Source organism: Kribbella sp. NPDC050820 (genome assembly GCF_040653975.1).
Lineage (GTDB): Bacteria > Actinomycetota > Actinomycetes > Propionibacteriales > Kribbellaceae > Kribbella.
On sequence record NZ_JBFAHB010000008.1, the window covers coordinates 97,274 to 120,228 of the forward strand.

Annotated in this window: 20 protein-coding genes and 1 pseudogene; 7 read left to right on the plus strand and 14 right to left on the minus strand. The window is 67.9% G+C overall.

Features of this window, described 5'->3' with window-relative positions; genetic code table 11:
• Positions 1-8: 8 nt before the first annotated feature.
• The 7 genes from AB0H36_RS10230 to AB0H36_RS10260 form a co-directional block, all read right to left on the minus strand.
• Positions 9-1,115, minus strand: a complete 1,107-nt coding sequence (locus AB0H36_RS10230; RefSeq protein WP_360519664.1) for an amidohydrolase family protein — start codon at positions 1,113-1,115, stop codon at positions 9-11.
• A complete protein-coding gene (locus AB0H36_RS10235) occupies positions 1,106-1,849 on the minus strand; it encodes an SIS domain-containing protein (RefSeq protein ID WP_360519666.1) in 744 nt (247 codons plus the stop codon). Before AB0H36_RS10235 ends, AB0H36_RS10230 begins: the two co-directional genes overlap by 10 nt.
• The gene (locus AB0H36_RS10240; RefSeq protein ID WP_360519668.1) at positions 1,842-2,669 is read right to left on the minus strand and encodes a 6-phosphogluconolactonase; all 828 of its coding nucleotides are present in this window, start codon (positions 2,667-2,669) and stop codon (positions 1,842-1,844) included. Before AB0H36_RS10240 ends, AB0H36_RS10235 begins: the two co-directional genes overlap by 8 nt.
• A complete protein-coding gene (locus tag AB0H36_RS10245; protein WP_360519670.1) occupies positions 2,666-3,487 on the minus strand; it encodes a fumarylacetoacetate hydrolase family protein in 822 nt (273 codons plus the stop codon). The genes AB0H36_RS10240 and AB0H36_RS10245 overlap by 4 nt, the downstream gene beginning before the upstream one ends.
• Entirely contained in the window at positions 3,484-5,010 is a 1,527-nt protein-coding gene (locus AB0H36_RS10250) for a hypothetical protein (RefSeq protein ID WP_360519672.1), read from the minus strand. Before AB0H36_RS10250 ends, AB0H36_RS10245 begins: the two co-directional genes overlap by 4 nt.
• A 61-nt stretch (positions 5,011-5,071) precedes the next feature.
• Positions 5,072-5,932, minus strand: a complete 861-nt coding sequence (locus AB0H36_RS10255; protein WP_360519674.1) for a carbohydrate ABC transporter permease — start codon at positions 5,930-5,932, stop codon at positions 5,072-5,074.
• Positions 5,932-6,819 (minus strand): sugar ABC transporter permease, encoded by an 888-nt coding sequence (locus AB0H36_RS10260; protein ID WP_360519676.1) that lies wholly within the window; start codon positions 6,817-6,819, stop codon positions 5,932-5,934. The genes AB0H36_RS10255 and AB0H36_RS10260 overlap by 1 nt, the downstream gene beginning before the upstream one ends.
• A 193-nt stretch (positions 6,820-7,012) precedes the next feature.
• Between AB0H36_RS10260 and AB0H36_RS10265 the strand changes: the two genes are divergently transcribed.
• Genes AB0H36_RS10265 through AB0H36_RS10295 form a run of 7 tightly spaced genes read left to right on the plus strand, consistent with a single transcriptional unit; the run spans position 7,013 to position 16,418 of the window.
• Positions 7,013-8,338 carry a sugar ABC transporter substrate-binding protein gene (locus AB0H36_RS10265; RefSeq protein ID WP_360519678.1) on the plus strand — a complete coding sequence of 442 codons (1,326 nt, stop codon included), beginning with the start codon at positions 7,013-7,015 and terminating at the stop codon, positions 8,336-8,338.
• On the plus strand, positions 8,335-9,390 hold the full coding sequence (locus AB0H36_RS10270; RefSeq protein WP_360519680.1) for a Gfo/Idh/MocA family oxidoreductase: 1,056 nt from the start codon (positions 8,335-8,337) through the stop codon (positions 9,388-9,390). The genes AB0H36_RS10265 and AB0H36_RS10270 overlap by 4 nt, the downstream gene beginning before the upstream one ends.
• A complete protein-coding gene (locus AB0H36_RS10275) occupies positions 9,387-11,900 on the plus strand; it encodes a heparinase II/III family protein (protein ID WP_360519682.1) in 2,514 nt (837 codons plus the stop codon). The genes AB0H36_RS10270 and AB0H36_RS10275 overlap by 4 nt, the downstream gene beginning before the upstream one ends.
• Positions 11,893-12,951 carry a hypothetical protein gene (locus AB0H36_RS10280; protein WP_360519684.1) on the plus strand — a complete coding sequence of 353 codons (1,059 nt, stop codon included), beginning with the start codon at positions 11,893-11,895 and terminating at the stop codon, positions 12,949-12,951. The genes AB0H36_RS10275 and AB0H36_RS10280 overlap by 8 nt, the downstream gene beginning before the upstream one ends.
• Positions 12,948-13,736, plus strand: a complete 789-nt coding sequence (locus AB0H36_RS10285; RefSeq protein WP_360519686.1) for an amidohydrolase family protein — start codon at positions 12,948-12,950, stop codon at positions 13,734-13,736. Before AB0H36_RS10280 ends, AB0H36_RS10285 begins: the two co-directional genes overlap by 4 nt.
• Positions 13,733-15,091, plus strand: coding sequence for a hypothetical protein (locus AB0H36_RS10290; protein WP_360519688.1), 1,359 nt, complete (start codon positions 13,733-13,735; stop codon positions 15,089-15,091). The genes AB0H36_RS10285 and AB0H36_RS10290 overlap by 4 nt, the downstream gene beginning before the upstream one ends.
• 19 nt (positions 15,092-15,110) lie before the next feature.
• Entirely contained in the window at positions 15,111-16,418 is a 1,308-nt protein-coding gene (locus tag AB0H36_RS10295) for a glutamate-1-semialdehyde 2,1-aminomutase (RefSeq protein ID WP_360519690.1), read from the plus strand.
• Here AB0H36_RS10295 and AB0H36_RS10300 read toward each other — a convergent pair.
• The 7 genes and pseudogenes from AB0H36_RS10300 to tig form a co-directional block, all read right to left on the minus strand.
• On the minus strand, positions 16,415-16,690 hold the full coding sequence (locus tag AB0H36_RS10300; protein ID WP_360519692.1) for an alpha/beta hydrolase: 276 nt from the start codon (positions 16,688-16,690) through the stop codon (positions 16,415-16,417). The genes AB0H36_RS10295 and AB0H36_RS10300 overlap by 4 nt on opposite strands.
• A gap of 21 nt (positions 16,691-16,711) precedes the next feature.
• Complete coding sequence (locus AB0H36_RS10305; RefSeq protein ID WP_360519694.1) at positions 16,712-18,025, minus strand: alpha/beta fold hydrolase; 1,314 nt, start codon at positions 18,023-18,025, stop codon at positions 16,712-16,714.
• 99 nt (positions 18,026-18,124) lie between these two features.
• Entirely contained in the window at positions 18,125-19,420 is a 1,296-nt protein-coding gene (gene clpX, locus AB0H36_RS10310) for an ATP-dependent Clp protease ATP-binding subunit ClpX (protein WP_360519696.1), read from the minus strand.
• A gap of 248 nt (positions 19,421-19,668) precedes the next feature.
• Positions 19,669-20,283: pseudogene (locus tag AB0H36_RS10315) on the minus strand (ATP-dependent Clp protease proteolytic subunit); the annotation flags it as partial.
• 28 nt (positions 20,284-20,311) lie between these two features.
• Positions 20,312-20,935 carry an ATP-dependent Clp protease proteolytic subunit gene (locus tag AB0H36_RS10320; RefSeq protein ID WP_360519698.1) on the minus strand — a complete coding sequence of 208 codons (624 nt, stop codon included), beginning with the start codon at positions 20,933-20,935 and terminating at the stop codon, positions 20,312-20,314.
• A 129-nt stretch (positions 20,936-21,064) separates the two neighbouring features.
• Complete coding sequence (locus AB0H36_RS10325) at positions 21,065-21,310, minus strand: hypothetical protein (protein ID WP_360519700.1); 246 nt, start codon at positions 21,308-21,310, stop codon at positions 21,065-21,067.
• A 175-nt stretch (positions 21,311-21,485) separates the two neighbouring features.
• Positions 21,486-22,880, minus strand: coding sequence for a trigger factor (tig, locus tag AB0H36_RS10330; RefSeq protein WP_360519702.1), 1,395 nt, complete (start codon positions 22,878-22,880; stop codon positions 21,486-21,488).
• Positions 22,881-22,955 lie beyond the last annotated feature (75 nt).

Consider the following 22,955-nt stretch of genomic DNA (forward strand, 5'->3'; position numbering starts at 1 on the left):
CGGCTTGCTCAGCTGAAGTCCAACCTGCCGTCCCTCCAGCGGAAGGTGACCACACTCGACATCGGCGTCCCCGGTCGCAACTGCCCCGTCGTACCTCCGACGATGCGGCCGGGGTTCGTGGTCGCCATGGTCAATGCCTCCGGCAACGAGAACATCTTGGCTGTCCAGGCCACCCCGTCCTTCAGCGGAGCGGCCGCGCCGGCAAGGTACGGGGCACCGCGGACAAGCAATCGCCCGTCCTCGGTGAGCTCCACGTCACCGCCTACGGCTGACTCGTAGCACCCCGGCGGTCGGCCACCGACCGCCACCGAGTCGGACACCAGGAAGGAGCGCTCGAGCCCTTTCGCGCGGACCATCGCCACGAACGTCTCCGGTGGGAGGTGGTGCCCGTCGGCGATGAACCCGGCGGCCAGTCGGTCGTCGGCGAGCTGCGCCCAGAGGTAGTTGGGATGCCGTGGCAACTGCGCGTGCGCCCCGTTCCCGAGATGGGTGGACAACCGCGCCCCGGCGTCCACCGCAGCACGAATCTGCGCGGTGTCGGCATGCGTATGCCCGATGGCCACCCGCGTCCCGGTAGCCCGCACCGCCGCAATGAACTCCGCGCTACCCGGCCAGTGCGGCGACATCGTGATCAGGCCGATAAGCCCGTCCCGCTGACACCGCTCGAACTCCCTGAGATCCGGCGGCCGCACGAACCGCGCGTCATGACACCCACGCGGCCCGTCCTGATCCGAGATATGCGGTCCTTCCAGATGCACGAACGGAATGGCCGCACCCACCTCGGCGTACCGCCGCCGCGCATCCGCCACCACTCCCACAGCCCACTGAACCCGCTCCACACTCCCGGAAATCAAGGTCGGCACAAACGTCGTAACCCCGACCCGCCGCAGCACCTCCCACAACCCGACAACCGTCTCAACGCCTAGCTCGTCCCCATTCAGATCAAACCCCCCAAACCCATTGACCTGAAGATCAACCAACCCCGGCCCAATCCACGGCACCCCGTCGTCGGATTCGCCGTCCGTGGACTCGCGGTGGATCGCCTTGACGCGGCCGTCGGCGTGTTCGACGTGCAGGTGTTGGCCGGACCAGGGATCGCGGCCGACTAGAGCCATGGCACTCGGTTCCGGAAGCGGTCGACGAACTGCGCGTTGGCCTCGTCGCCCCCTGGTGCGTTTCCGCTACGCCAGACCGGTGGCACGACGCCGAGCTCGACCAGTCGCTCGATCGTCTGCACCACCATGAGATTCAGCGTGAACGCGTTGGCGAACGTCGACACCGCAGCCACCCGCTCCGCCAGCCCGCCCACCTGGATCACCGCGTCCCCAATCGGCACCTTGGTGTCCACGGCAACATCCACCAGATCATGGAGATTGGCGGCAGTCGGATGCCGTGCGGGATGGGTCGTCGCGGTCTGCTCAGCATGCTGCCGCGAACTCACCCCGATCGTCCGAACGCCCCGCTCCTTCGCCGTCAACGCCGCGTCGATCAGCGCCGCATTGATCCCGTACGCGTTGACCAGAATCAGCAGATCGTCCGACCCGAGCCCCGCGTTCTCGACCACGATGCGACCGTAGCCCGGCGTACGCTCGACCGCCATCGACCGGAGCGCACCGTTCGACAGCAAGGTCCCCTCGTCGAGAAGCGCCGACACGTGCATCAGTCCCCCGGCCCGGAAGAAGATCTCCTGCGCGGCAAGGTTCGAGTGCCCACCGGGCCCGTACACCTGGATCAGCCGATCAGCCGCAACCTGATCAGCCATCAGCGCAGCCGCCGCGCTGATGGAGTCCTTCTCCTCCACCTCGATCCGCCCGAGGAGCTCCGTGATCGCGGTCAGGTACTCACCCATCGGGATTCGCCTCCTGGTCGAGGAACAGCCGGGTCCGCGGATACGTGTGCAACGCTGTCGCCGGTACGGCGGGATCCACCGGCCCGGCCAACGTCCGCCGTACCGCCTCCCTCTTCGCCGACCCGGACACCATGCAGAAGATCTCCCGAGCCGACAACAGGAACGGAACAGTCAACGTCCACGCATGTGTCGGTACGTCGTCCAGCGCGCGGAACAAACCTTCGTCGACCTGCTGCGTCCGACTGGTGTTGTCCAAGGCGACCACCTGGACGATGTCCGTCGTCGCGAAGTCCGCCGGCGGATCGTTGAACGCCAGGTGCCCGTTAACCCCGATCCCGGCCAGCACGATGTCGACCGGCGCGGCCGACACCAGCTTTGCGTATCGGGCCGCTTCCACCGCCGGTTCCGCCCCACCGTCGGGATCGATCACCGCCAGACTCACTCGGCCGGCGGGCCCCGCGGCTGCCGACTTTGCCGATGGAGTCGAAGCCACGAGCTCGGCGGGCCGCTCGGCCGTCGATTGCACCGGTGGAGCCGAGGGCACCAGCTCGACGAAGTGCCGGTGCAACCACCGGCCGAACCTCTGCTCCGCGTCCGGCGGCAATCCGACGTACTCGTCCATGTGGAACACCTCGACCCGTCGCCAGTCGATGCCTTCAGCAACGGCCAACGCCGCGAGCGTGTGCAGCTGACTCGGCGCAGCCGCCAGCACGAGCCGGGCCGTGCCCTGCTCGTCGATCGTCCGCCGCAAAGACTCCGCCGCAGCAGCTGCCGCGGCCGCTCCCAGGGCGCTCGGATCCGGCCAGGTCTCGACTTTCATGCAGAGGTCAGCCTGGTGTGCTGTTCGCCGAGCCCGTCGGCCCAGACCCGGAGTACATCGCCCTCCTTCAGGTAGCGGGGTGGCTTCTGTCCGGCGCCGACCCCGGCCGGTGTGCCGGTGCTGATGACGTCGCCCGGGTAGAGCGCCATGAACTGGGAGATGTAGCGGACCAGGTACGCGACTCCGAAGATCATCTCCGCGGTCGAGCTGTCCTGCAGCACATCGCCGTTCACGTCGAGGCCGAGCTTGATCGTCTGCGGATCGCGGACCTCGTCGGCGGTCAGGAGCCACGGGCCGAGCGGGCAGAACGTCGGCGCGTTCTTCCCCTTGTCCCACTGACCGCCGCGCTCGAGCTGGTAGTGCCGCTCGGAGACGTCGTTGACCAGCACGTAGCCGGCGACATGCTCGAGCGCTTCAGCGTCGGTCTCGAGGTAGGACGCCGTACGCCCGATCACCACCCCGAGCTCTACCTCCCAGTCCGTCTTCTCGCTGCCGCGCGGGATGACCACGTCGTCGTGCGCGCCGACCACGGTGTCGGGCGCTTTCATGAAGAGGATCGGCTCGGGAGGCGCCTCCTGACCGCCCTCGGCCGCGTGGTCGGCGTAGTTCAACCCGACACACACGATCTTGCCGGGACTGAGCGGCGCGGCAAGGCGCACGTCCTCGAACGGCACCGCGTCGACGGCCGCAGCGCCACGCTCCCGCAGGCGGGCCAGATCGAACGCCTCGGCCTCCCCCGGCATCGTCGCCACCCGGCCGTCGTCGGTCAGCACGGCGTCGCGCAGACCCTCGTCGGTATGGACACGCAGAAACTTCACTGCTTCCTCCAAGCTCCTTGTTTGGCCCAGTTCAAGTACGCGATCCCGAGTGCGTGCGACCCCTGCGACGGCACGAGCTGGACGGCGTCGTACACCCGCAGGGACTGCTGGTAGACGACTGGATCGTGTTCAGCGTAAGCACCCCAGCGCGCACATTGGACCGCATTGGCCGGTACGGCGTCCGTCGTACCGTCGACGCGGAGCCAGACCTCGGTCGCCGACCGGATCACCTTCTTCGTGAACGTCGCCGTGAACCGCTGGACGTCCGCCGCCAGACCGTCGTCGATGCCCGCCTCGTAGGCCGCTTGGACGAACTCGAGACTGATCGCCGCATGACTGATGTCCTCGATCTGCCGGGACGCCGGGTACGACGGCGTGTACTCCGAAACACCCGCGGTCTTCGGGTATCCGGCGTACAACTCGCTGTGCGGCGGCCAGTACGGCCAGACGTAGGCGCCGTCGGCTCCGAGGGTGAGGGCGACCCGGTACGCCTTGAGCATCTGCTCGACCTTGGTGCGGTAGCGCTGTTCCCCCGTCGCTCGGTACAGCTCCACCAGCGCCTGACCGAGCCCATGACTCTGGTTGTAGGGCTGAATCGTGCCGTCGAAGGGAATGGGCGCGCCCTTCGGCCAGACGTAGTCGCCGGAGCCGTCCGCGCGGGCGACGAACTCGGAGTCGTGGAACGCGACGGACTCGCGAACCGCGCTCAGCAACTGGAGGGCCTTCCGCATCCGCCCGGCACGCCTCAGCCTCGGCGACTTGAACACCATCCGCACGTAGCGCGCGAGCGGGAACGCAACCATCCCGGTGTGCACGGCGAACGCGTAGTACTGCGGCTGGAAGGTGATCGTCCGCGGGCTTGGCGGGTTGGCCGCCGCCGGCGACGTCCTCAGGTCGACGGCGGTCCAGCGCAGCCCCGCTGTGTAGGCGTTGTTGACCGCGGTCACGACGTACGACGCAGCCGATGGGTCGAGCGAGACGCCACGCAGGGTGACGACGGCGGTTGTGCCGGGGTTGCGGAGGATCAGGTCGAAGGTGGCGCCGGAGGGGTTGGCTACCTCCGCGGTGGACTCGGCCGACCGCGCGCCGGCCCAGCGGAGTTGGATAGCGGCGGTTCCGCTGCTGTCGGGGAGCACACCGTGCCCGGCCGTGTAGTTGCCGGCGGTCCGCCAGACCTTGCCCGATCGGCCGAGGTAGTCGGTGACTCCGCGGCCCTGATCGGTGGTCGCCAGCACGTGGGCGGCCCGTTGCTCGAAGGTCTGCAGGTAGCGCAGGTCGCCGTACGCCTCGTACATCCTGAGCAGGCCGAGCAGGAAGTAGGACTCGCCCCAGGCGTAGAGGCCGGCTTCGTTGTGTTGGGCGTTGGTCGCGAGGTAGGCGGATTGGGCTGCATCGAACGCCTCGGGTGAGTCGTAGACGAGGGCGTCGGCGAAAGCGGGGACGGCGGACGTGCCCGTCCAGGCGAGGACTCCGGTGGCGGCGGAGCCCAGCAGCAGTGTGCGTCTGGTGATGTGCGGGGTCATCTGATGGCCTCACTTGCTTACAGGGGGTGGGCGGGGGAGGAGGTGGGCGGCGGTACGGCGGTCAGCCTTTGACGGCGCCGCCCATGCTGTCGAGGATGCGTTTCTGGAGCAGGAGGAATACGGCGATGACAGGGATCAGCGAGATCACGGTGCCGGCCGCCAGCCCGCGCACATCGGTGCCGGCCACACCGCTCAGGTAGGCGATACCGAGTGCGATCGGGAACTTGGACTGGCTGGTCAGCACGACCATCGGCCAGATGAAGCTGTTCCAGACCGAGACGAACCCGAGGATCGCGAGCACCGCCAGCGTCGGCGCGACGATCGGCACGGCGATCCGCCAGAAGATGGCGAACTCGTTCGCGCCGTCCACCCGGGCCGCCTCGACGATCTCGTCCGGGATCTGCGAGAACGCCTGGCGGAGCAGGAAGATCCCGAGCGAGGACAGGATCGCGGGCAGGATCACCGACGCGAAGGTGTCGGTCAGCTCGAGCTGACTCATCACCAGGAACCGCGGGATCAGCATCAGCTCACCGGGCAGGAACATGATCGACAGGAACAGCATGAAGAACAGGCCGCGGCCGCGGAACGCGATCCGGGCCAGCGGGTACGCCGTCAGCGCCGACACGACCAGGTAGACCGGGATCGTGATCCCCACATAGATCAGGGAGTTCACCAGGAAGCGGGCATACGGGATCGTCGTCCACGCCTCCCGGAACCAGTCCAGCACCGGTGGGCGCGGGATCAGGTCCGGCGGGAACCCGAACACGTCCTGGGTGGCCGGCTTGATCGCCGAGCTGAGCAGGATCAGGAACGGGCCGATGAACAGCGCGGCCACGGCGATCAGCAGGATGTAGAACCCGATCCGCCGTACGGTCTGCCGGCTCGGTCGGAGCGTCTGCCGGTACAGTCGCCGGGCCGCCATCAGACGTCCTTCCTCCGGGTCACCAGCAGGTTGACCGCGGCGAGGACGATCATGATCGCCCACAGCACCAGGCCTACCGAGCTGGCGTAGCCCATGTCGTAGTCCTCGAAGGCCTTCGACCAGATGTAGTAGCCGAGGGTGAGAGTGGAGTCGAGCGGACCGCCGCGAGTCAGCACGTAGACGGACTCGAAGGCGCGCATCGCCTCGAGCATGGTGAGGATCAGGGTGACCGCGAACGTCGGCCGCAAGGACGGCACGATCACGTGCCAGAGCCGTTGCCGCCCGTTCGCACCGTCGATCGTGGCCGCTTCCAGCTGCTCGGACGGCACCGCCTGCAGGCCGGCCAGGTAGATCATCATGAACAGGCCCGCGTTCTTCCAGGCTTCCAGCAGGACCACGGTCGGCAGCGCCCAGTGCCGGTCGAGCAGGAAGTCGATCGGTCCGAGCCCGGCCAGCTGGAGCAGCCAGTTGACGACGCCCTCGCGGTTGAACACGTACTTCCAGGCGACCGCGACGGCCACCATCGACGTGATCACCGGCAGGTAGTAGAGCATCCGGAACGTCTGGATCGCGCGCAGCCTGACGTTCACCAGCATGGCCAGAAACAGCGGCGCGACCACGGTCAGCGGCAGGAACATCACCACGAACAGCAGTGAGTTCCGCAATGCGAGCCAGACCCGCGGGTCGTCCACAAGCCGGGCGAAGTTGTCGAGCCCCGACCACTGGATCGGGTGGACGATGTCGTAGTCGGAGAACGCGAGCTGGACCGCGATCAGCGCCGGCCAGGCGAACATCGCGACGTACAGCAGCAGCCCGGGCAGCATGAAGACGTACGGCGTGTACCAGCGCTGGCCGACGACTCGGCCGCTGAGACCCGACATAGGCATGCCGCCCTTCGCGTCTGAAACCCGGCTTACGGATTTGCGATGGAGAAGACCGTAGCTCACATCGACAGCCGGTCGCCAGCCGTAACTCCAAGGAATTTTTCCACAGCACTGAGTTGACTATCGCGAGCTCGCTCGACGACCATGATGTCTGGAAGCACCGTTTAGGACATTCCGCCGATCCGAGGAGCTCGCCATGGCGCGAAGCACACGATCCCTGCTGCGGGGCCGGCTGGTCCCCACGCTCGCCATGGCCCTGGGGCTGTCGCTGACCCTGGGCGCCTGTGTGTCCGGCAACCCGGCCACCGGAGACGCGCCCGAGCAGTCGGGCGACGCGTACTCCGGTGAGGTCGAGTGGTGGACCATCAACCTGCAGAAGAACTACGGGCCGGACATCCAGAAGTGGATCGACGCCTACGAGAAGCAGCACCCCGACGTCACCATCAAGTGGGTCGACGTGCCCGGCCAGGACATCACCACCAAGCTGCTCGCCGCGCTCGCCAGCGGCAAGGTGCCGGACGCGGTCAACATCACGTCCGCGACCACCGGACTGTTCGCCGGCTCGCTGGCCGACCTGAACTCCCTGTTCAGCAAGGAAGAGCTGGCCGACTACGCGACCAACCTCTCCGACCCACTCGTTGTCGACGGCAAACGAGTCGCCATCCCCTGGTACAACGGCGGCACGTCGCTGGCCTTCTACAACAAGGACCTGCTCGCCAAGGCCGGCTTCGACCCAGCCAAACCACCGAAGACGTACGACGACGCGCTCGCGCTGGCCACCGCGTACAAGAACGCCACGGGCAAGTCGGCGACCAACTTCATGGCCTACTCCGCCGTCGTCCAGGCCAACGGCATCCCACTGCTCTCACCGGACAAGAAGAAGGCCGCGTTCAACACTCCCGAGACGCTCGCGCTGGTGGAGAAGTTCAAGCCGCTCTTCGACGCCGGCGCGATCGCGCCCGGAAGCCTGGGCGCCAATCCGCGTGAGCTCCCGCAGTCGCTGGAGAACAAGCAGATCGCGTTCAACCCCGCGGCCGTGTCCAGCAGCCTGCTGAACATCGAGAAGAACTCGCCGGCCGTCTACGGCTCGATCGTGGTCGGCCCGCCGGTCACCGGGGCGGACGGGAAGTACTACATGTCCGGCCAGCAGATCGTCACCATCCCGGCAAAGTCGGACAACCAGGCCGCCGCAGCCGCGTGGCTGAGGTTCGTCACCGCGCCCGAGCAGCAACTCGCACTGTGCAAGTTGGTGCCGATCTACCCGTCGTCGCTGAAGGCGCTGGCGGATCCGTTCTTCACCGACATCAGCGGCAGCACGCCGGCCGACCAGGCCCGCAAGATCCTGCTGGGCACGTTCAAGAACAGCGTGGACGCCTCCCTCGGCTCCGGGAATGACGAGCAACTGCGCAAGTTGTTCGACGACCAGATCCGGGCGTACATGTCGGGCACCAAGCCGGCCAAGGCTGCCCTGGACGAGGCGGAGAAGGCCTGGAACGAGACGCTCGCGAAGGGCAGCAAATGAGCAGCACCATCCGGATCGGCATCGTCGGCGCCGGGATCATGGGACGCGGTAACGCGTTGTCCCTGTCCGGTCTGCCCGAGGTCGAGGTCACGGCCGTCACCAGCCGCTCGGCGGACAGCGCCGAACGGCTGGCCGACGAGATCCAGGGCCGCGGCGCTCCACAGCCGGCGATCTATCCGGACCTCGACGCGCTACTGCAGGACGACGCCGTGGACGCCGTCGTCCTCACCACTCCGGACCATCTGCACGGCGAGATGATGGTCCGGGCCGCCGAGGCCGGGAAGCACATCCTGGTGGAGAAGCCGCTGACCACATCCGTCGCGGAGGCGGATGCTGCGGTCAAGGCGATCCGCGCGCACGGTGTCGTGGCGATGTGTTTGTTCAACCACCGTTGGGTTCCCGCCTACGCACAGGCCCACGAGCTGCTGGCGGACCTCGGTGAGGCTGCGGTCGCGTACGCTCGGAAGGACGACACCATCTTCGTGCCGACCGAGATGTTGTCCTGGGCCAACCGGACCACCTGTGCCTGGTTCCTGTCCAGCCATGACATCGACCTGGTGTCGTGGCTGCTGCGCGACCAGGTTCGACGGGTGTACGCGACCGCCCGGTGGGGGAAGCTGCGCTCGCTCGGCATCGAGACCCCGGACGCCATCCAGATCCAGGCTGAGTACTCCCGCGGCGCGGTGGCCACGTTCGAGTCCGCGTGGATCTACCCGAACACGTTCCCGACCACGGTGGACTCCTACGTCTCCGTGATCACGGACAACGGTGTGGTGCAACTCGATCGGCAGAAGGAAAGCGTCGTACTGGCGACACCTGATCGCTACGCCTACCCGAGGAACATGTTGCAACGGGTGATGCACGGCATCCCGGCAGGTGCGTACGCCGACGCGATCGCGCACTGGATCACCTGCTGCCGCACCGGCGCGCAACCACTGATCGCTATCGAGAGCAGCCGGAACGTGACCGCCGTACTCGAGGCCGCCCACACCTCGATCGAGACTCGACAACCCGTCGAGGTCTCCATGCTCGCCGACCCGGGGAACGGATGACGACGATCAAGAGTCCCGAGAAGCCGCGGCACATCGACGGCCGGATCAACCGGATCGGCACCGACGACCTGATCAAGGCGTTTGGAGCCCCCACCGGCGTCGACGACCTCGGCAGTCTCCGGGCGTTCGTGGCCCAGCGGATGCGGAGGCCCGCCTGGCCGTTACCGGAGTGGGCCGACGCGCTCCGGTCGGGCGTCGATGGGCCTGGTGTCTCGTTCCGTCGCAGCGATGAGACTGGATCCTCGCCTGCGGTGGATGAGGTGCTTGCGGCGGCTAGTCCGTTGCTCAGGGGCGTGGACGTGACCGGGCGCAAAGAGGGGCGGTCCCGACGGTACGGTTTCCATTACCTGGGCTGGCTGTCTCCCGGGATCCAGGCGTGGTTGCTGACGGGCGACGATCGGTACCTCACGGCCTTCGAGCAGCACTTCGACGACTGGTTCTCGCAGCGTGACTCGGTGACCGGCGAGTGGCCGGGCCTGGACGTCATCTGGTACTCGCTCGGCACGTGGGCTCGCTGCCGGAATCTCCTGCCTACGTTGGAGGTTCTGACCAGCTCGTCGCTCTCGGATCGGGTGTGGGGCCGACTGGTTGCGACTCTGGTCGGCGGAGCTCGATGGGCGTACGACGAGCACGACGTGTTCCGGCACGGGAACTGGCAGCTCGTGTGCGCGACCGAGTTGCTGCACATCAGCGCCGTACTGCCTGAGCTGGTCGAGGCGGACAGCTGGGCGTCGCGGGCACGGGAGCGGATCCACGAGCACCTGCTGCTGGATGTGTACGGCGACGGCGGGCACTACGAGCGCTCCCCCGGCTATCACAAGATGTGTCTGACGGCGTTGCAGACCGCGGCAATGATCGATCCGCAGTTCGCTGAGCATTCGAAGCTGACGGCGATGCACGAATGGTTGTGCGAGCTGGCATCTGCCGAGGGCTGGATTCCACACCTGCAGGACAGCCACATCGAGTGGCCGGCATTGAGTCTGCTCCGCGGCGGCTATGTGCTCGACAACCCAGCGTTGGTGCGGACCGCCGCGCAATGGCTGACGCCTGCGCAGTTCGCCACCGAGGCGGCGATGTTGCCGGCATGGGAGGACACGGCCAGGCAGCAGCGGTGGATGGACGCGCTTGCGACGGCTCCTGACCTGCCGGTGCCGCAGCCCGCACGGTCCACCGTGCTCGCCGATTCCGGCTACGTGATCCTTCGCGGTGGCGAACTGCGTGCGGTGATCAACTACGGTCCGCACATCGAGCACGAGTTGGAGTCGCATTCGCATCGCGCCGTACTCGACCTGGTCCTGGAGGGCTGGGGGCAGCCGCTGCTGTGGGAGGCAGGTGGTCCGCCGAGCTATGACGATCCGGAGTACCTGACCTGGTACCAGTCGGGTCGGGGCCACAACACCGTGCTGGTGGACGATCGGGAGCTGGGTACTGATCGCGGTGTGACTGTCGACCCGCTCGTCGACACCGCGCACGTCGCGGTGTTCAACGGCCGCCACCACGGGAACGGCCTGCCGCAGTCGCGCACGATCGCGATGGTCCGCGAGGAGCCGGCCTTCGTGGTGATCTCCGACCGCGCTCCGGCCGACGATCACGTCTTCCGCGCCTGCTGGCAAGCACTGCATCCCTGGCGCCAGCTCGGCCCACTCACATACGACGCCTCACCACCAGACGGCCCCGGCCTACTACTAATCGAAGCCGCCGCCCACCAGCCGCCAGCGACCGACCAGACCGGTGGAACCGACGCCGACTCAGCTGACCGAGCCAGCGCCCACCAGGCGCCCACGACCGACCAGACCGGTGGAACCGGCGCCGACTCGGCTGACACGGCCGGCGTCGACTCGGCCGACCGGGCCAGCGCCCACCAGGCGCCCGGGCCCGACCAGACCGGTGGAACCGGCGCCGACTCGGCTGACAGGGCCGGCGTCGACTCGGCCGACCGGGCCGGCGCCCACCAGGTGCCCGGGCCCGACCAGGCCGGTGGAGCCGGCGTCGAGTTGGTTGAGGGGGTTGCCCGGCGGCCGGTTGGCCAGGGGGTGGCGGAGTACGGGCCGCTGCACTCACTGGTGCTGACGCGCGATTGCGGGGACTTCACAACGGTGCTTGTTCCGCATGAGGGAGCTGAGGCGGCTGAGGTTCGGGTGACACAGGTGGGAGCGAGGCTCGAGGTTGATCACGGGAGCACGGTTGACCGGATCGACGGGTCCAGCTGGGTTCGTACCGTCGACAGGAAGTTGTCGTGGGCAACTGGTTGGCGGCTGCGGGAGCTGCGTGACGGCGATCAGGTGGTGATGCGGAGTGCGGCGGAGGTGGATGTCGAGGCGACGGTTGTCGACGGCGGACTGCGGCTCGAGGTGACCAGCTCGGGACGGTGCGGGCTGTGGGTCCGGCCAGGTGACGTGCTGCGGCTGGACGGCGTACCGATTGCGGCCGAGAGTGACGACGAGGGGTGGGCGCAGCTGACGTTGCCGTACGCCGGCCGCTGGACCATCGAGGGGGTGCGTCATGTGTGACGAGGTGACCAGCGGGTGGTTCGACGCCCGCATCGTGACCGGTGCGCATCCGGCGTCACTGCTGCCGCCCACCGACCGAGATTCGATCGCGGCTCACCTGGACAAGTACGCGATGTCGGGTGCACTCGTCAGCTCGATGGCGTCCTGGCTGCACGATCCGATCGGCGGAAACGCGGAGGCGAGTGCGGTCGCGCACAGCCTGGCGGACCGCGGCGTACTGGCTTGCTGGACAGCGGTACCGCCAACTCCAGGTGAGCTGCACTCCTTGGACGGTCTGGTCGAACAGGCGGTAGCCGACGGGGTCGCGGCGTTCCGGTTGTATCCGCGGTCGCATGGATACTCGCCCATGCACAGCGCCATGCACGATCTCTACGCTGGCCTCGCCTCCCACGGGCTGCCCTTGTGCGTCGACCTCACCGAGATCGACTGGAACCACCTCGACCACATCGCCACGCGATTCCCCACCCTGCCGATCGTGCTCTCCAGCCTCGGCTACCGCCAACTGCGCAACCTGTGGGCGGCGATGCGGGATCACGGCAACCTGTACGTCGACCAGGTCGACTTCGCCGGTCACCAGGCGATCGAGTGGCTGGCGCGCCACGAACTGGCTGACCGGCTCCTATTCGCGACCGGGCTCGGACTACGCGACCCAGGCGAGAGCATCATCCGCCTCGCCTGGTCCGGCCTCACCGACGACACCGTGACCCAAATCGGCGCCAACACCGCAACCCGCCTGTTCGGCGTCCCCACAAACCACCGCAACACAGCCGACCACGACACGGACGGCCACGACGCAGTCGCACGCGGCACAGACGCCCGCGGCGCAAACGGACGCTCCCCTGACGGACGGGGGGCAGACGAACGCGGTGCAGGCAGACGCGCCCCTGACAGACGCGGCGCAGACGACCGCGGCACAGACGGGCGCGATGCGGATGGACGCGGTGCGGATCGCCGGGGCGCAGGCGGGGGCGACGGGGCGGGGGGCGGATCGCGTGGCGTCGGGGCGGGCGACTGGAGCGCGCTGGCGGATCAGGTCGGAGGGACGTCGTGATCGGCCGGCGGCCGCAGCGGGGGGTGATCGACGTCCACGCGCATCTGGGGCCGTACTCGCTGTTCTATATCCCCGAGCCGGACGCCACCGCGATGGTCGGCGTGATGGACCGCACCGGGACCGAGGTCACCGTCGTCGCGGCGAACCGCGCCATCCAGCAAGACGCCCACCTGGGCAATACCCAGGCGCTCGCAGCAGTCGACGCCGACCCCGGCCGGATCGCTGCCTACGCGGTGATCAACCCTTGGCAGGACCCCGAGCGTGAGCTGAAGCGGCTCGCGGACGACGACCGGTTCGTCGGGATCAAGGTGCACCCGACACTCCACCGATACCCCGTGACCGGCTCGCGATACGCCGCGGTCTGGGAGTTCGCCGAGACGACCGGCTGTCCGGTGCTCAGCCACTCCGAGCACCAGTCGGCGTACGACGCTCCGCCCATGTTCGAGGCGGTCGCGACGAGGTTCCCGGGCGCGGCCGTGATCCTCGGGCACGCCGGGATCACGCCGGCCGGGGTGGACGAGTCGATCGAGGCCGCCGTACGGCACGAGTCGCTGTGGCTGGAGGTGTGCGGCTCGCTGATGACCGGGCCGCTGATCATGGAAATGGTCGAGCGGGTCGGCAGCCGGCGGGTGCTGTTCGGCTCCGACTTCCCGTTCATCGACCAGCGGATGTCGCTCGGCCGAGTGGTGTGTGCGCCCCTGACCGACGGTCAACGTCAAGATGTTCTGAGCGGGAACGCCCGCAGACTGTTCCGGTGGCGACCACTTCCAGAGGTTGAGCAATGAGTGAAGAAGCGTTTTCCACGGCTGGTGAGCGGCTGCCACCGGTCACCGTCGGGCTGTTCGGCCCGCGCAAGCTGGTGAAGACGATGGCAGAGGTCGGGCAGCAACTCGCCGACCGCTCTCCGCACGGCGTGAAGTTCGTGACGGGCGGGTACGACGACCAGAACGAAGCCGAAGAGCGGTACCTCAAGCTGCGGGACCGGATCGATTCGGCCGTGTTCCCAGGCCCGTGGGTGTTCGACCTCGCCACGGCCGGCCACTGGCTGACGGTCCCGTCGACCCACCTGCCGCTGACGGGCGCCGCGCTGTACGCCGCCCTGCTCCGAGCATCGCTGACCGTCGAGGACGTCGACCTCAGCCGGGTGAGCATCGACTCGTTGTCCGCGGACGACGTCGAGGAGGCGTACGGCGAGATCGGTCTCGACACCGCCGACGTCTACGACATCCCGTACGAAGGACCCGAATCGGTGGCGGGCTTCGCGGCTTTCCACCGGGAGAAGTGGGAACTGGACAGGACGACGCTGGCGCTGACCACGATCCTCTCGGTCGAACGCGAGCTCCGGACACAAGGCGTTCCGGTACTGCGGATCGCGCCGACCCGGTCGAGTGTGCGTGGTGCGCTCGAGACGGCGGTGCTGCTCGGCCAGGGCACGCGGATGGGTGCACACCAGCTTGCGATGATCGCCGTACAGCTGATTCCGACCGGATCGTCGCGGGCCGAGTCCGGCGACTACTGGCAGCAGGAGCTCGCCGTACTGACCCATCAGAAGTTGTTGTCCGAGGCGCGGCAGGTGGGGGCGACGGTGGCGCGTCGCTCCGACACGCTGTTCCTCGTCACCACCACGCACGGCTCGCTTGTTCGGTTGACCGAGCAGTTCACCGTCGCGCCGTTCCTCGGTGCGTTGACCGCGCAGCTCGGTGTGCCAGTGGCGGTCGGCGCCGGAGCAGGCCAGACCGCGCGGGCTGCCGAGGCCAACGCGCTGATGGCGGTCGAGGACTCGGTCAGCCGGGAAGGCAAAGTCGCGGTCTACCTGGACGGCACCACCGGCCGGACCGAGCTGCCGCCCGCAACATCGGCGGCTCCGGCAGTCGCGCTCGATCTCATCTCGCCGGTCGACCAGCGCGCGTATGAGATCGTGAGCTCGATCGCGGCGGCGACGCCGTCGGACGTCGGCCAGCAGATCGTCGTGGACGTCGAGAGCGTCGCCGACATCATGCAGGTCACCCCGCGGACCGGCCGCCGGATGCTGAAGGAGCTGGTCGAGGCCGGCCTGGCCTGGCCGGTGCCACCGGCCCGCTCGACCGGCGGCGGCCGGCCCCGCCAGCAGTTCCGGCTGCTCACCGAGAAGCTCGACTGACCCCGCCCTAGGAGGAGCTGTGCAGACCGTTGCCCGAGGCCACGAACAGACGGATCGCCTGTACCACCGCGCCAAGCAGGTGATCGCCGGCGGTGTGTCCAGCGACGCCCGCCGAGCGGACAAACCGCTGTTCGTCGACCGCGCCCGCGGCGCCGAGCTCTGGGACGTGGACGGCAACCGGTACCTCGACTACGTCCTCGGCCAAGGTCCCAACCTACTCGGCCACTCCTCCCCGATCGTCGCCGAGGCGGTGTCCGCCCAGGTCAGCCGCGGCGTCGCGTACGCCGCTCAGCACGAGCTGGAAGCGGTCGTCGGCGAGCGCTTGTGCCGGATGGTGCCGTCCGCCGAGCTCGTGCGGTTCAACAGCGTCGGGTCCGAAGCGGTGCACGGCGCGATCAGACTGGCGCGCGGGCACACCGGCCGCCCGAAGATCGTGAAGTTCGAGGGCAACTACCACGGCTGGCTCGACCCGGTCCTCTACAGCGTGCATCCCGACCTCGCGCTCGCCGGTGACGCACGCCATCCCACAGCAGTCGGCGGTACGGCGGGCCAGCCGCGCGGCGGCGCGGACGATCTGATCGTGTTGCCGTACAACGATCTCGAAGCAGTGTCAGCGGTGTTCGAGCAGCACGGTGACGAGATCGCCGCCGTCATCCTCGAACCCCTGCTCTGCAACACGGGCTGCATCACCCCGGCGCCGGGCTACCTCGAAGGCCTGAGGGAGTTGACTCACCAGCATGGCGCGTTGCTGATCTTCGACGAGATCATCTCCGGCTTCCGAGTCGCTCCCGGTGGTGCCCAGGAGTTGCTGGGCGTCGTCCCCGATCTGTCGGCGTTCGGGAAGGCGATGGCCGGCGGGATGCAAGTGTCCGCGTTGGTCGGTTTGCGTGAAGTGATGGGGTCGATCGCGAACGGTTCCGTGGCCCACGCCGGGACCTTCAATTCGCACCCGGTCGCGATGGCCGCGGCGGACGCCGTACTCGAGTATCTCGACGTCGACCGTGACTCCATCTACCCGCCGCTGATCGCTGCGGGCCGTCGGTTGATGGACGGGCTGCGCGAGGCGGCCGGGCGGCACGGCGTACCGCTGCTGGTCGACGGTCCGGGGCCGGTGTTCCAGACGTACATCACCGACCAGCCTGCGGTCACCGACTACCGGGACTTCGCGGCCTGCGACAGGCCCGCGATGGCGAAGTTCCACGCGGGCCTGTTCGCGGCCGGGATCAACATCGTTCCGAGGGGGCTGTGGTTCCTGTCCACCGAGCACACCGACGACCAACTCGACGAAACGATCGCGGTCGCCGACTCGGTGTTCGCGTCCCTCTAGTACAGGCCCGGTCCCTGCAGCAGCTTGGCCTTGGCCGAAGCCGGGGCCGGGTCGAACGGCTTGCGGTCCTGCGCGCAGGTCGAGCCGTCGGCCGGTGACTTCAGCGTGGTGAGGTAGGAGGTGATCAGGTTGTCGGCGCAGGTGCTCTTCCCGAGCACTGTGTGGCCGTAACCCTCGACCGTGACCATGCTGGCGTTCCGGAACAGGTCGGCGTACGGACGCGTCGCCTCGTACGGCGTCGCCGGGTCGTACCGGGTGCCGATCACCATCACCGGCGCCTTCGTGCTGAGCTTTCACGGACCGAGGAACGCGTCATGATCCCGCACGCCCAGGAACTCACAGGGCTGACCGATCCACAGCCGCATCCGCCCGAAGTGCGGCGCACGCTTCTCCGCGGCGTCGGCGTACTGCGGATAGGCCAACGGCCGACCCGACTGCCGAGCCTCGACGCACGGCTGCAACGCGGTGCCGATCGACGCGTACTCCTCCTTGCGCCGATTCCACTCCACCAGCAGCTCCGAGGCACGGGTGGCCGACTTGGCCCGCGTCTTCTCGGAGGCAGTCGCGAGCTGAGCCAGCGACTCCGCCAGCGCCGGCCAGTCGGACGGGCTGTACATCGAGAAGAAGCTCGCCTGAACCGCCACCTGATAGGTCACCGTGACGGTCGAGCCATCGGGCAGCGTCAGTACGACGGGCTGGTTCTTCAACCGCTCGAACATGCCCTCGGTCACCGTCTTCGGATCGCCGAGTTTGGCCAGCGCACACCCGTTCGGCCCGGCCTTCTCGCACTCGGCGAGGAACTGCTCGAACGTCTCGGCCGCGCCCTCACCCTGCCTGAGCCGGGCGCCGAGCGGCCGCCGGTCGCCGTTCGAGCCCGAGTACCACTCCGGGCTCAGCGTTCCGTCGAGCACAAAGGCCCGGATCTTGTTCGGGAACAGCCGCGCGTACGTCGCACCGAGATAGATCCCGTAGGAGTATCCGACGTAGCTGAGCTTGTCGTCACCGACCGCCTGACGGAGCAGATCCATGTCCCGGGCAACGTTCGCGGTCGAGTAGTGCGCCAGCCGGTCCGGCGACGTCGTCTTGCAACCGATCGCCAGCTTCAGGCTGAGCGCCGTGTACGCGCGCTCCTCCTCGGCAGTCACCGGGTACGCCGGCTGCCCGGCGAACGCAGCCGCCTCCTCGGCAGCCGTCGGGAAGCAGGTCACCGGATCCGACTTGCCGACCTCGCGCGGGTCGAACCCGAGGATGTCGAACCGCGCCCGCACCTCGGGCTGGTACGCCGTCTGACCCATTTGCTGGACGAAGTCCACCCCGGACCCACCGGGACCACCCGGGTTGGTGAACAGCGTCCCGATCCTGCGCGCCGGGTCGGTCGCCGGCAACCGGGTCAGCGCAATCGCCGTGGTCGGACCATTGGGCCGGTCGTAGTCCGTCGGCACCTCGACGGACGCGCATTGGAAGGCCGGCAGTTCAGCGCCGCAACTCCCCCAGGCAATCTGCGGTACAACGCTCTTCGGGGCGGCGACTGCGGTGGTGGTCGGCACGATCAGCGCAGCGACGGCGGCGGCAACGGACAGTCTTCGAAAGAATCTTGTCGGCTTCACGCAATCGAACGTATGCGGACCGCTACCACGGTTGCGTCCACCAACAGAAGGAGGCCGGGACTCCGCCGTACAGCGGACCCGGCCTCCTGGAGTACAGGCTCAGGCAGTCTTCTCGCGGCGCTCGCGCTTGCGCTCGATCTGGTCGCGCGGGATCAGCGTGGGGTTCACGTTCTCCAGGACGACCTCGCCAGTGACGACGACCTTGGCGACGTCCTCACGGCTGGGCACCTCGTACATCACGTTGAGGAGAACCTCTTCCATGATGGCGCGCAGGCCGCGGGCGCCGGTGCCGCGCAGCAGCGCCTGGTCGGCGATCGCCTCGACCGCGTCGTCGGTGAACTCGAGCTCCACGTTGTCGATCTCGAACAACCGCCGGTACTGCTTGACCAGCGCGTTCTTCGGCTCCGACAGAATCTTGATCAGGGCCTCGCGGTCGAGCGGGGACACCGTGGTGATCACCGGGAGCCGGCCGATGAACTCGGGGATCAGGCCGAACTTGAGCAGGTCCTCCGGCATCACGTCGGCGTACCCGCCGAGCTCCTTCGGCTTCTCCGGCTCGCGGGAGGTGTTGAAGCCGAGGGTCTTCTTGCCGACCCGCTGCTCGACCATGTGGTCCAAGCCGGCGAACGCGCCGCCGACGATGAACAGCACGTTGGTGGTGTCGATCTGGATGAACTCCTGGTGCGGGTGCTTGCGGCCACCCTGCGGCGGCACCGAGGCCGTCGTCCCTTCCAGGATCTTCAGCAGCGCCTGCTGCACGCCCTCGCCGGACACGTCCCGGGTGATCGACGGGTTCTCGCTCTTGCGGGCGATCTTGTCGACCTCGTCGATGTAGATGATCCCGGTCTCGGCCTTCTTGACGTCGTAGTCGGCCGCCTGGATCAGCTTCAGCAGGATGTTCTCGACGTCCTCACCGACGTACCCGGCCTCGGTCAGCGCGGTGGCGTCGGCGATCGCGAACGGCACGTTCAGCATCCGGGCCAGCGTCTGCGCCAGGTACGTCTTGCCGCAGCCGGTCGGGCCGATCAGCAGGATGTTCGACTTTGCCAGCTCGACGGCCTCGTCCTTCGCGTGCCGGCCGGCGCTCGAGCTGCCCTGGCCGTCGCGGACCCGCTTGTAGTGGTTGTACACCGCCACCGCGAGGGCCTTCTTGGCCACGTCCTGCCCGACGACGTAGGCGTTGAGGAAGTCGTAGATCTCGCGCGGCTTGGGCAGCTCGGTGAGGCCGACCTCGGAGCCCTCGTTCAGCTCTTCCTCGATGATCTCGTTGCAGAGATCGATGCATTCGTCGCAGATGTAAACGCCGGGACCGGCGATGAGCTTCTTGACCTGCTTCTGGCTCTTACCGCAGAACGAGCATTTCAGCAGGTCGCCGCCGTCACCTATGCGTGCCACCGGGACAGATCCCTTCTCTGAGCAGTCGAACCTGGGCCAAGGGGGCGTAGGCCGCTCGGGCCGGGTGCCGTACGACGGGCCCCGGATCCCGATTCGACGGTACCGCGCCGGAGGCCCAAACGCCGCGCCCGACGCCGCGTTGTGACTACGCCGGTGGCGAACGCGCCTTGCCCTTGACAAGGCGGCGTTCCGCTCCGGGAGCCTCTGGCCACCCCTTCTGACAGCACCGTCGAACCGGGTCAGACCTGTCAGACGCCGGCCGGAACCGGGGTCTTCAGGGTCTGCAGGACGTCGTCGATCAGGCCGTACTCGATGGCCTGGTCGGCAGTCAGGAACTTGTCCCGCTCGATGTCACGCGAAACCTCTTCCAGCGACTTGCCGCTGGCCTCGGAGATCATCTTCTCCAGCAGCGCCCGCAGCCGGAGGATCTCGTTCGCCTGGATCTCGATGTCACTCGACTGGCCGTAGGTGCCCTCGGTGGCCGGCTGGTGAATGATGATCCGGCTGTTCGGCAGCGCCAGCCGCTTGCCCGGCGTACCGGCGGCGAGCAGCACGGCGGCGGCCGACGCGGCCTGGCCGAGGCACACCGTCTGGACGTCGGGCTTGATGTAGCGGACGGTGTCGTAGATCGCGGTCAGCGCCGTGAACGAACCACCCGGCGAGTTGATGTAGATGCTGATGTCACGGTCGGAGTCCATCGACTGCAGGCACAGCAGCTGCGCCATCACCGCGTTCGCGATCTCGTCGGTGATCGGCGTGCCGAGGAAGATGATGCGGTCCTCGAACAGCTTGGTGTAGGGGTCGATCCGGCGCATGCCGTACGACGTGCGCTCCTCCCACTGCGGGATGAAGTAGTTCATGCGTGCGTCCTTTGACTGACGGAGTGGGAGATCAGGAGTTCGGGCTGCCGGAGGTGAGCTGGGCGGCGCTGGCGACCACGTGGTCGATGAAGCCGTACTCCATGGCCTGCTCGGCGGTGAACCAGCGGTCGCGGTCGGCGTCGTTCTCGACCTGGTCGAGCGGCTGGCCGGTGTGCTCCGCGATCAGCCGGAACAGCTGCGCCTTGATGTGCAGCGACTGCTCGGCCTGGATCTTGATGTCACTGGCCGTACCGCCCATACCGCCGGACGGCTGGTGCATCATGATCCGCGCGTGCGGCAGCGCGAACCGCTTGTCCTTCGCACCGGCGCAGAGCAGGAACTGGCCCATCGAGGCGGCCAGGCCCATACCGACGGTCGCGACGTCGTTGGAGATCCACTGCATGGTGTCGTAGATCGCCATGCCGGAGTCCACCGAGCCGCCCGGCGAGTTGATGTACAGCCAGATGTCCTTGTTGGGGTCCTCGGCGTTGAGGAGCAGCATCTGCGCGCAGATCGCGTTCGCGTTGTCGTCGCGAACCTCGGACCCCAGGAAGATGATCCGGTTCTGCAGCAGGCGCTGGTAGATGTGGTCGTCTAGTCCGCCGGATCCGTTGCCGCCCGCGGCGGTGGGGCTGGCTGCAAATGTCTCGTTCACGAAGCCGACATTACTGGGCGGCGGCGACAGACCTAAGGCTGGGCCAGGGGTGTTCGCTCACGGCGCACCGTGTCTGCCCTGAGCGAATTCCTCCGGCGGCATTCGGCGCCCTGCGGCCGGGTGGCCCGCTCACCAGCCGCAGAGCGCCACCGCGTCCCGCTCGCCGCCGCCGAGCCGATCACCAGGCGCTTGAGCGGTCGGCGGCTCGATGACGGGTACGTCGTACTGCTCGTCGGACCCGGATCCGGCCGGTCTCCGGCGCTCCCAATGCATCCGCACGCGGAGCCGGGGCGGGCGGCGCGTCGACAGCAGGTGGAAACCGGACTGTCCCGGCAGCCACAGGCACGGCTTGTCGGACGGCGGGCTCGGTGTCATCAGGCGTTCCCCCAGAGCGGTTTGACGGTGCACCGGCAACGCTAGGGAACGCCGCTTTCAGATCACTTTCAGCCGACTGAGGACCGCTCACTTCCGGCGGTTTCGGCGGGTTCGGGGCAGGCATGACGACGGCCCGGATCCACAGGGGATCCGGGCCGTCGCGCAGTACTGCTTGTCAGGCCTTCGCGGGCTCCTCGGCCGCGGCCTCCGCAGCCTCGTCGGCCTGCTCGGCCGCGGGGTCGGCGTAGGAGCCGTCCGGCTGCAGGGTCTTCAGCTCGACCACGTTGCCGGAGGCGTCGGTGACCTTCGCGTTCTCGACCAGGTGCGCGAGCGCCTTGCCGCGGACGACCTCGGACACCAGGCTCGGCACCAGGTTGTTCTCGACCGCGTGCTGGGCGAACTGGTCCGGGCTGACGCCGGAACGCTGCGCGTGCCGCACGATGTGCTCGGTCAGCTCCTGGTCGTTGACGCTCAGCTCCTGCTGCTCGGCCACCAGGTCCAGCACGAACTGGGCCTTGATCGCGTCCTCGGAGCGCTTCTTCAGGTCCTCGTCGAACTCGTCCTGGGACTGCTCCTCGCTCTCCAGGAACTGCTCGAACGTCATCCCGGAGTACCCGAGCTGCTGCTCCAGGTTCTCCTTCCGAGCGGCCAGCTCGTCGACCAGCAGGCCCTCGGGCACCGGCACCTCGACCAGGGTCAGGATCTTCTCGAGTACGGCGTCGCGCGCCTCGCCGGCCTGCTCGAGCCGCTTGCCGCGCTCCAGCCGGCCACGCACGTCCGCCTTCAGCTCGTCGGCGGTGTCGAACTCGGACGCGGTCTGCGCGAACTCGTCGTCGAACTCCGGCAGCTCCTGCTCCTTGACCGCGGTCACGGTCACCGCAACGTCGACGTCCTCGCCCTTCAGCGCGCCGCCGACCAACTGGGTGACGAAGGTCTTGCTCTCACCCGCGTTCAGCCCGATCACTGCCTCGTCCAGCCCGTCCAGCAGCTGGCCGCTGCCGACCTGGTACGACAGGCCGCTCGCCTGCGCCTCCTCGACCTTCTCGCCGTCCTTGCTGGCGGACAGGTCGATGGTGATGAAGTCCTTGTCCACGACCGCGCGCTCGACGGGGTTCAGCGAGCCGAACCGCTGCCGCAATGCCTCGATCTGCTCGTCCACCTCGTCGTCGGAGATCGCGATGTCCTCGACCTCGGCCTCGAGGCCGTCCAGGTCCGGCAGCGTGATCTCGGGGCGCACCTCGACCTCGGCGGAGAACTGCAGGCTCTCCTTGTCGTTGAACTCGGTCACGTCGACCTCGGGCCGGCCGATCGCCTTGACCTTGTTCTCCTGCACCGCCTGCGAGTACAGCTTCGGCAGCGCGTCGTTGATCGCCTCCTCGAGCACCGGCCCGCGGCCGACCCGCTGGTCGATCACCTGCGGCGGCACCTTGCCCTTGCGGAAGCCGGGCACGGTGATCTGCTTCGCGATGCTCTGGTACGCCGCGTCGAGGCTCGGCCTGAGCTCCTCGAACGGCACCTCGACGATGAGCCGGACCTTCGTCGGGCTCATGGACTCGACGGTGCTCTTCACGGTGGCGGTTCTCCTTGATCGATGACTTCACAGCACGGGGACAGCCCGCGCTGCAGGGGTGCTGCAGGGGGTTTG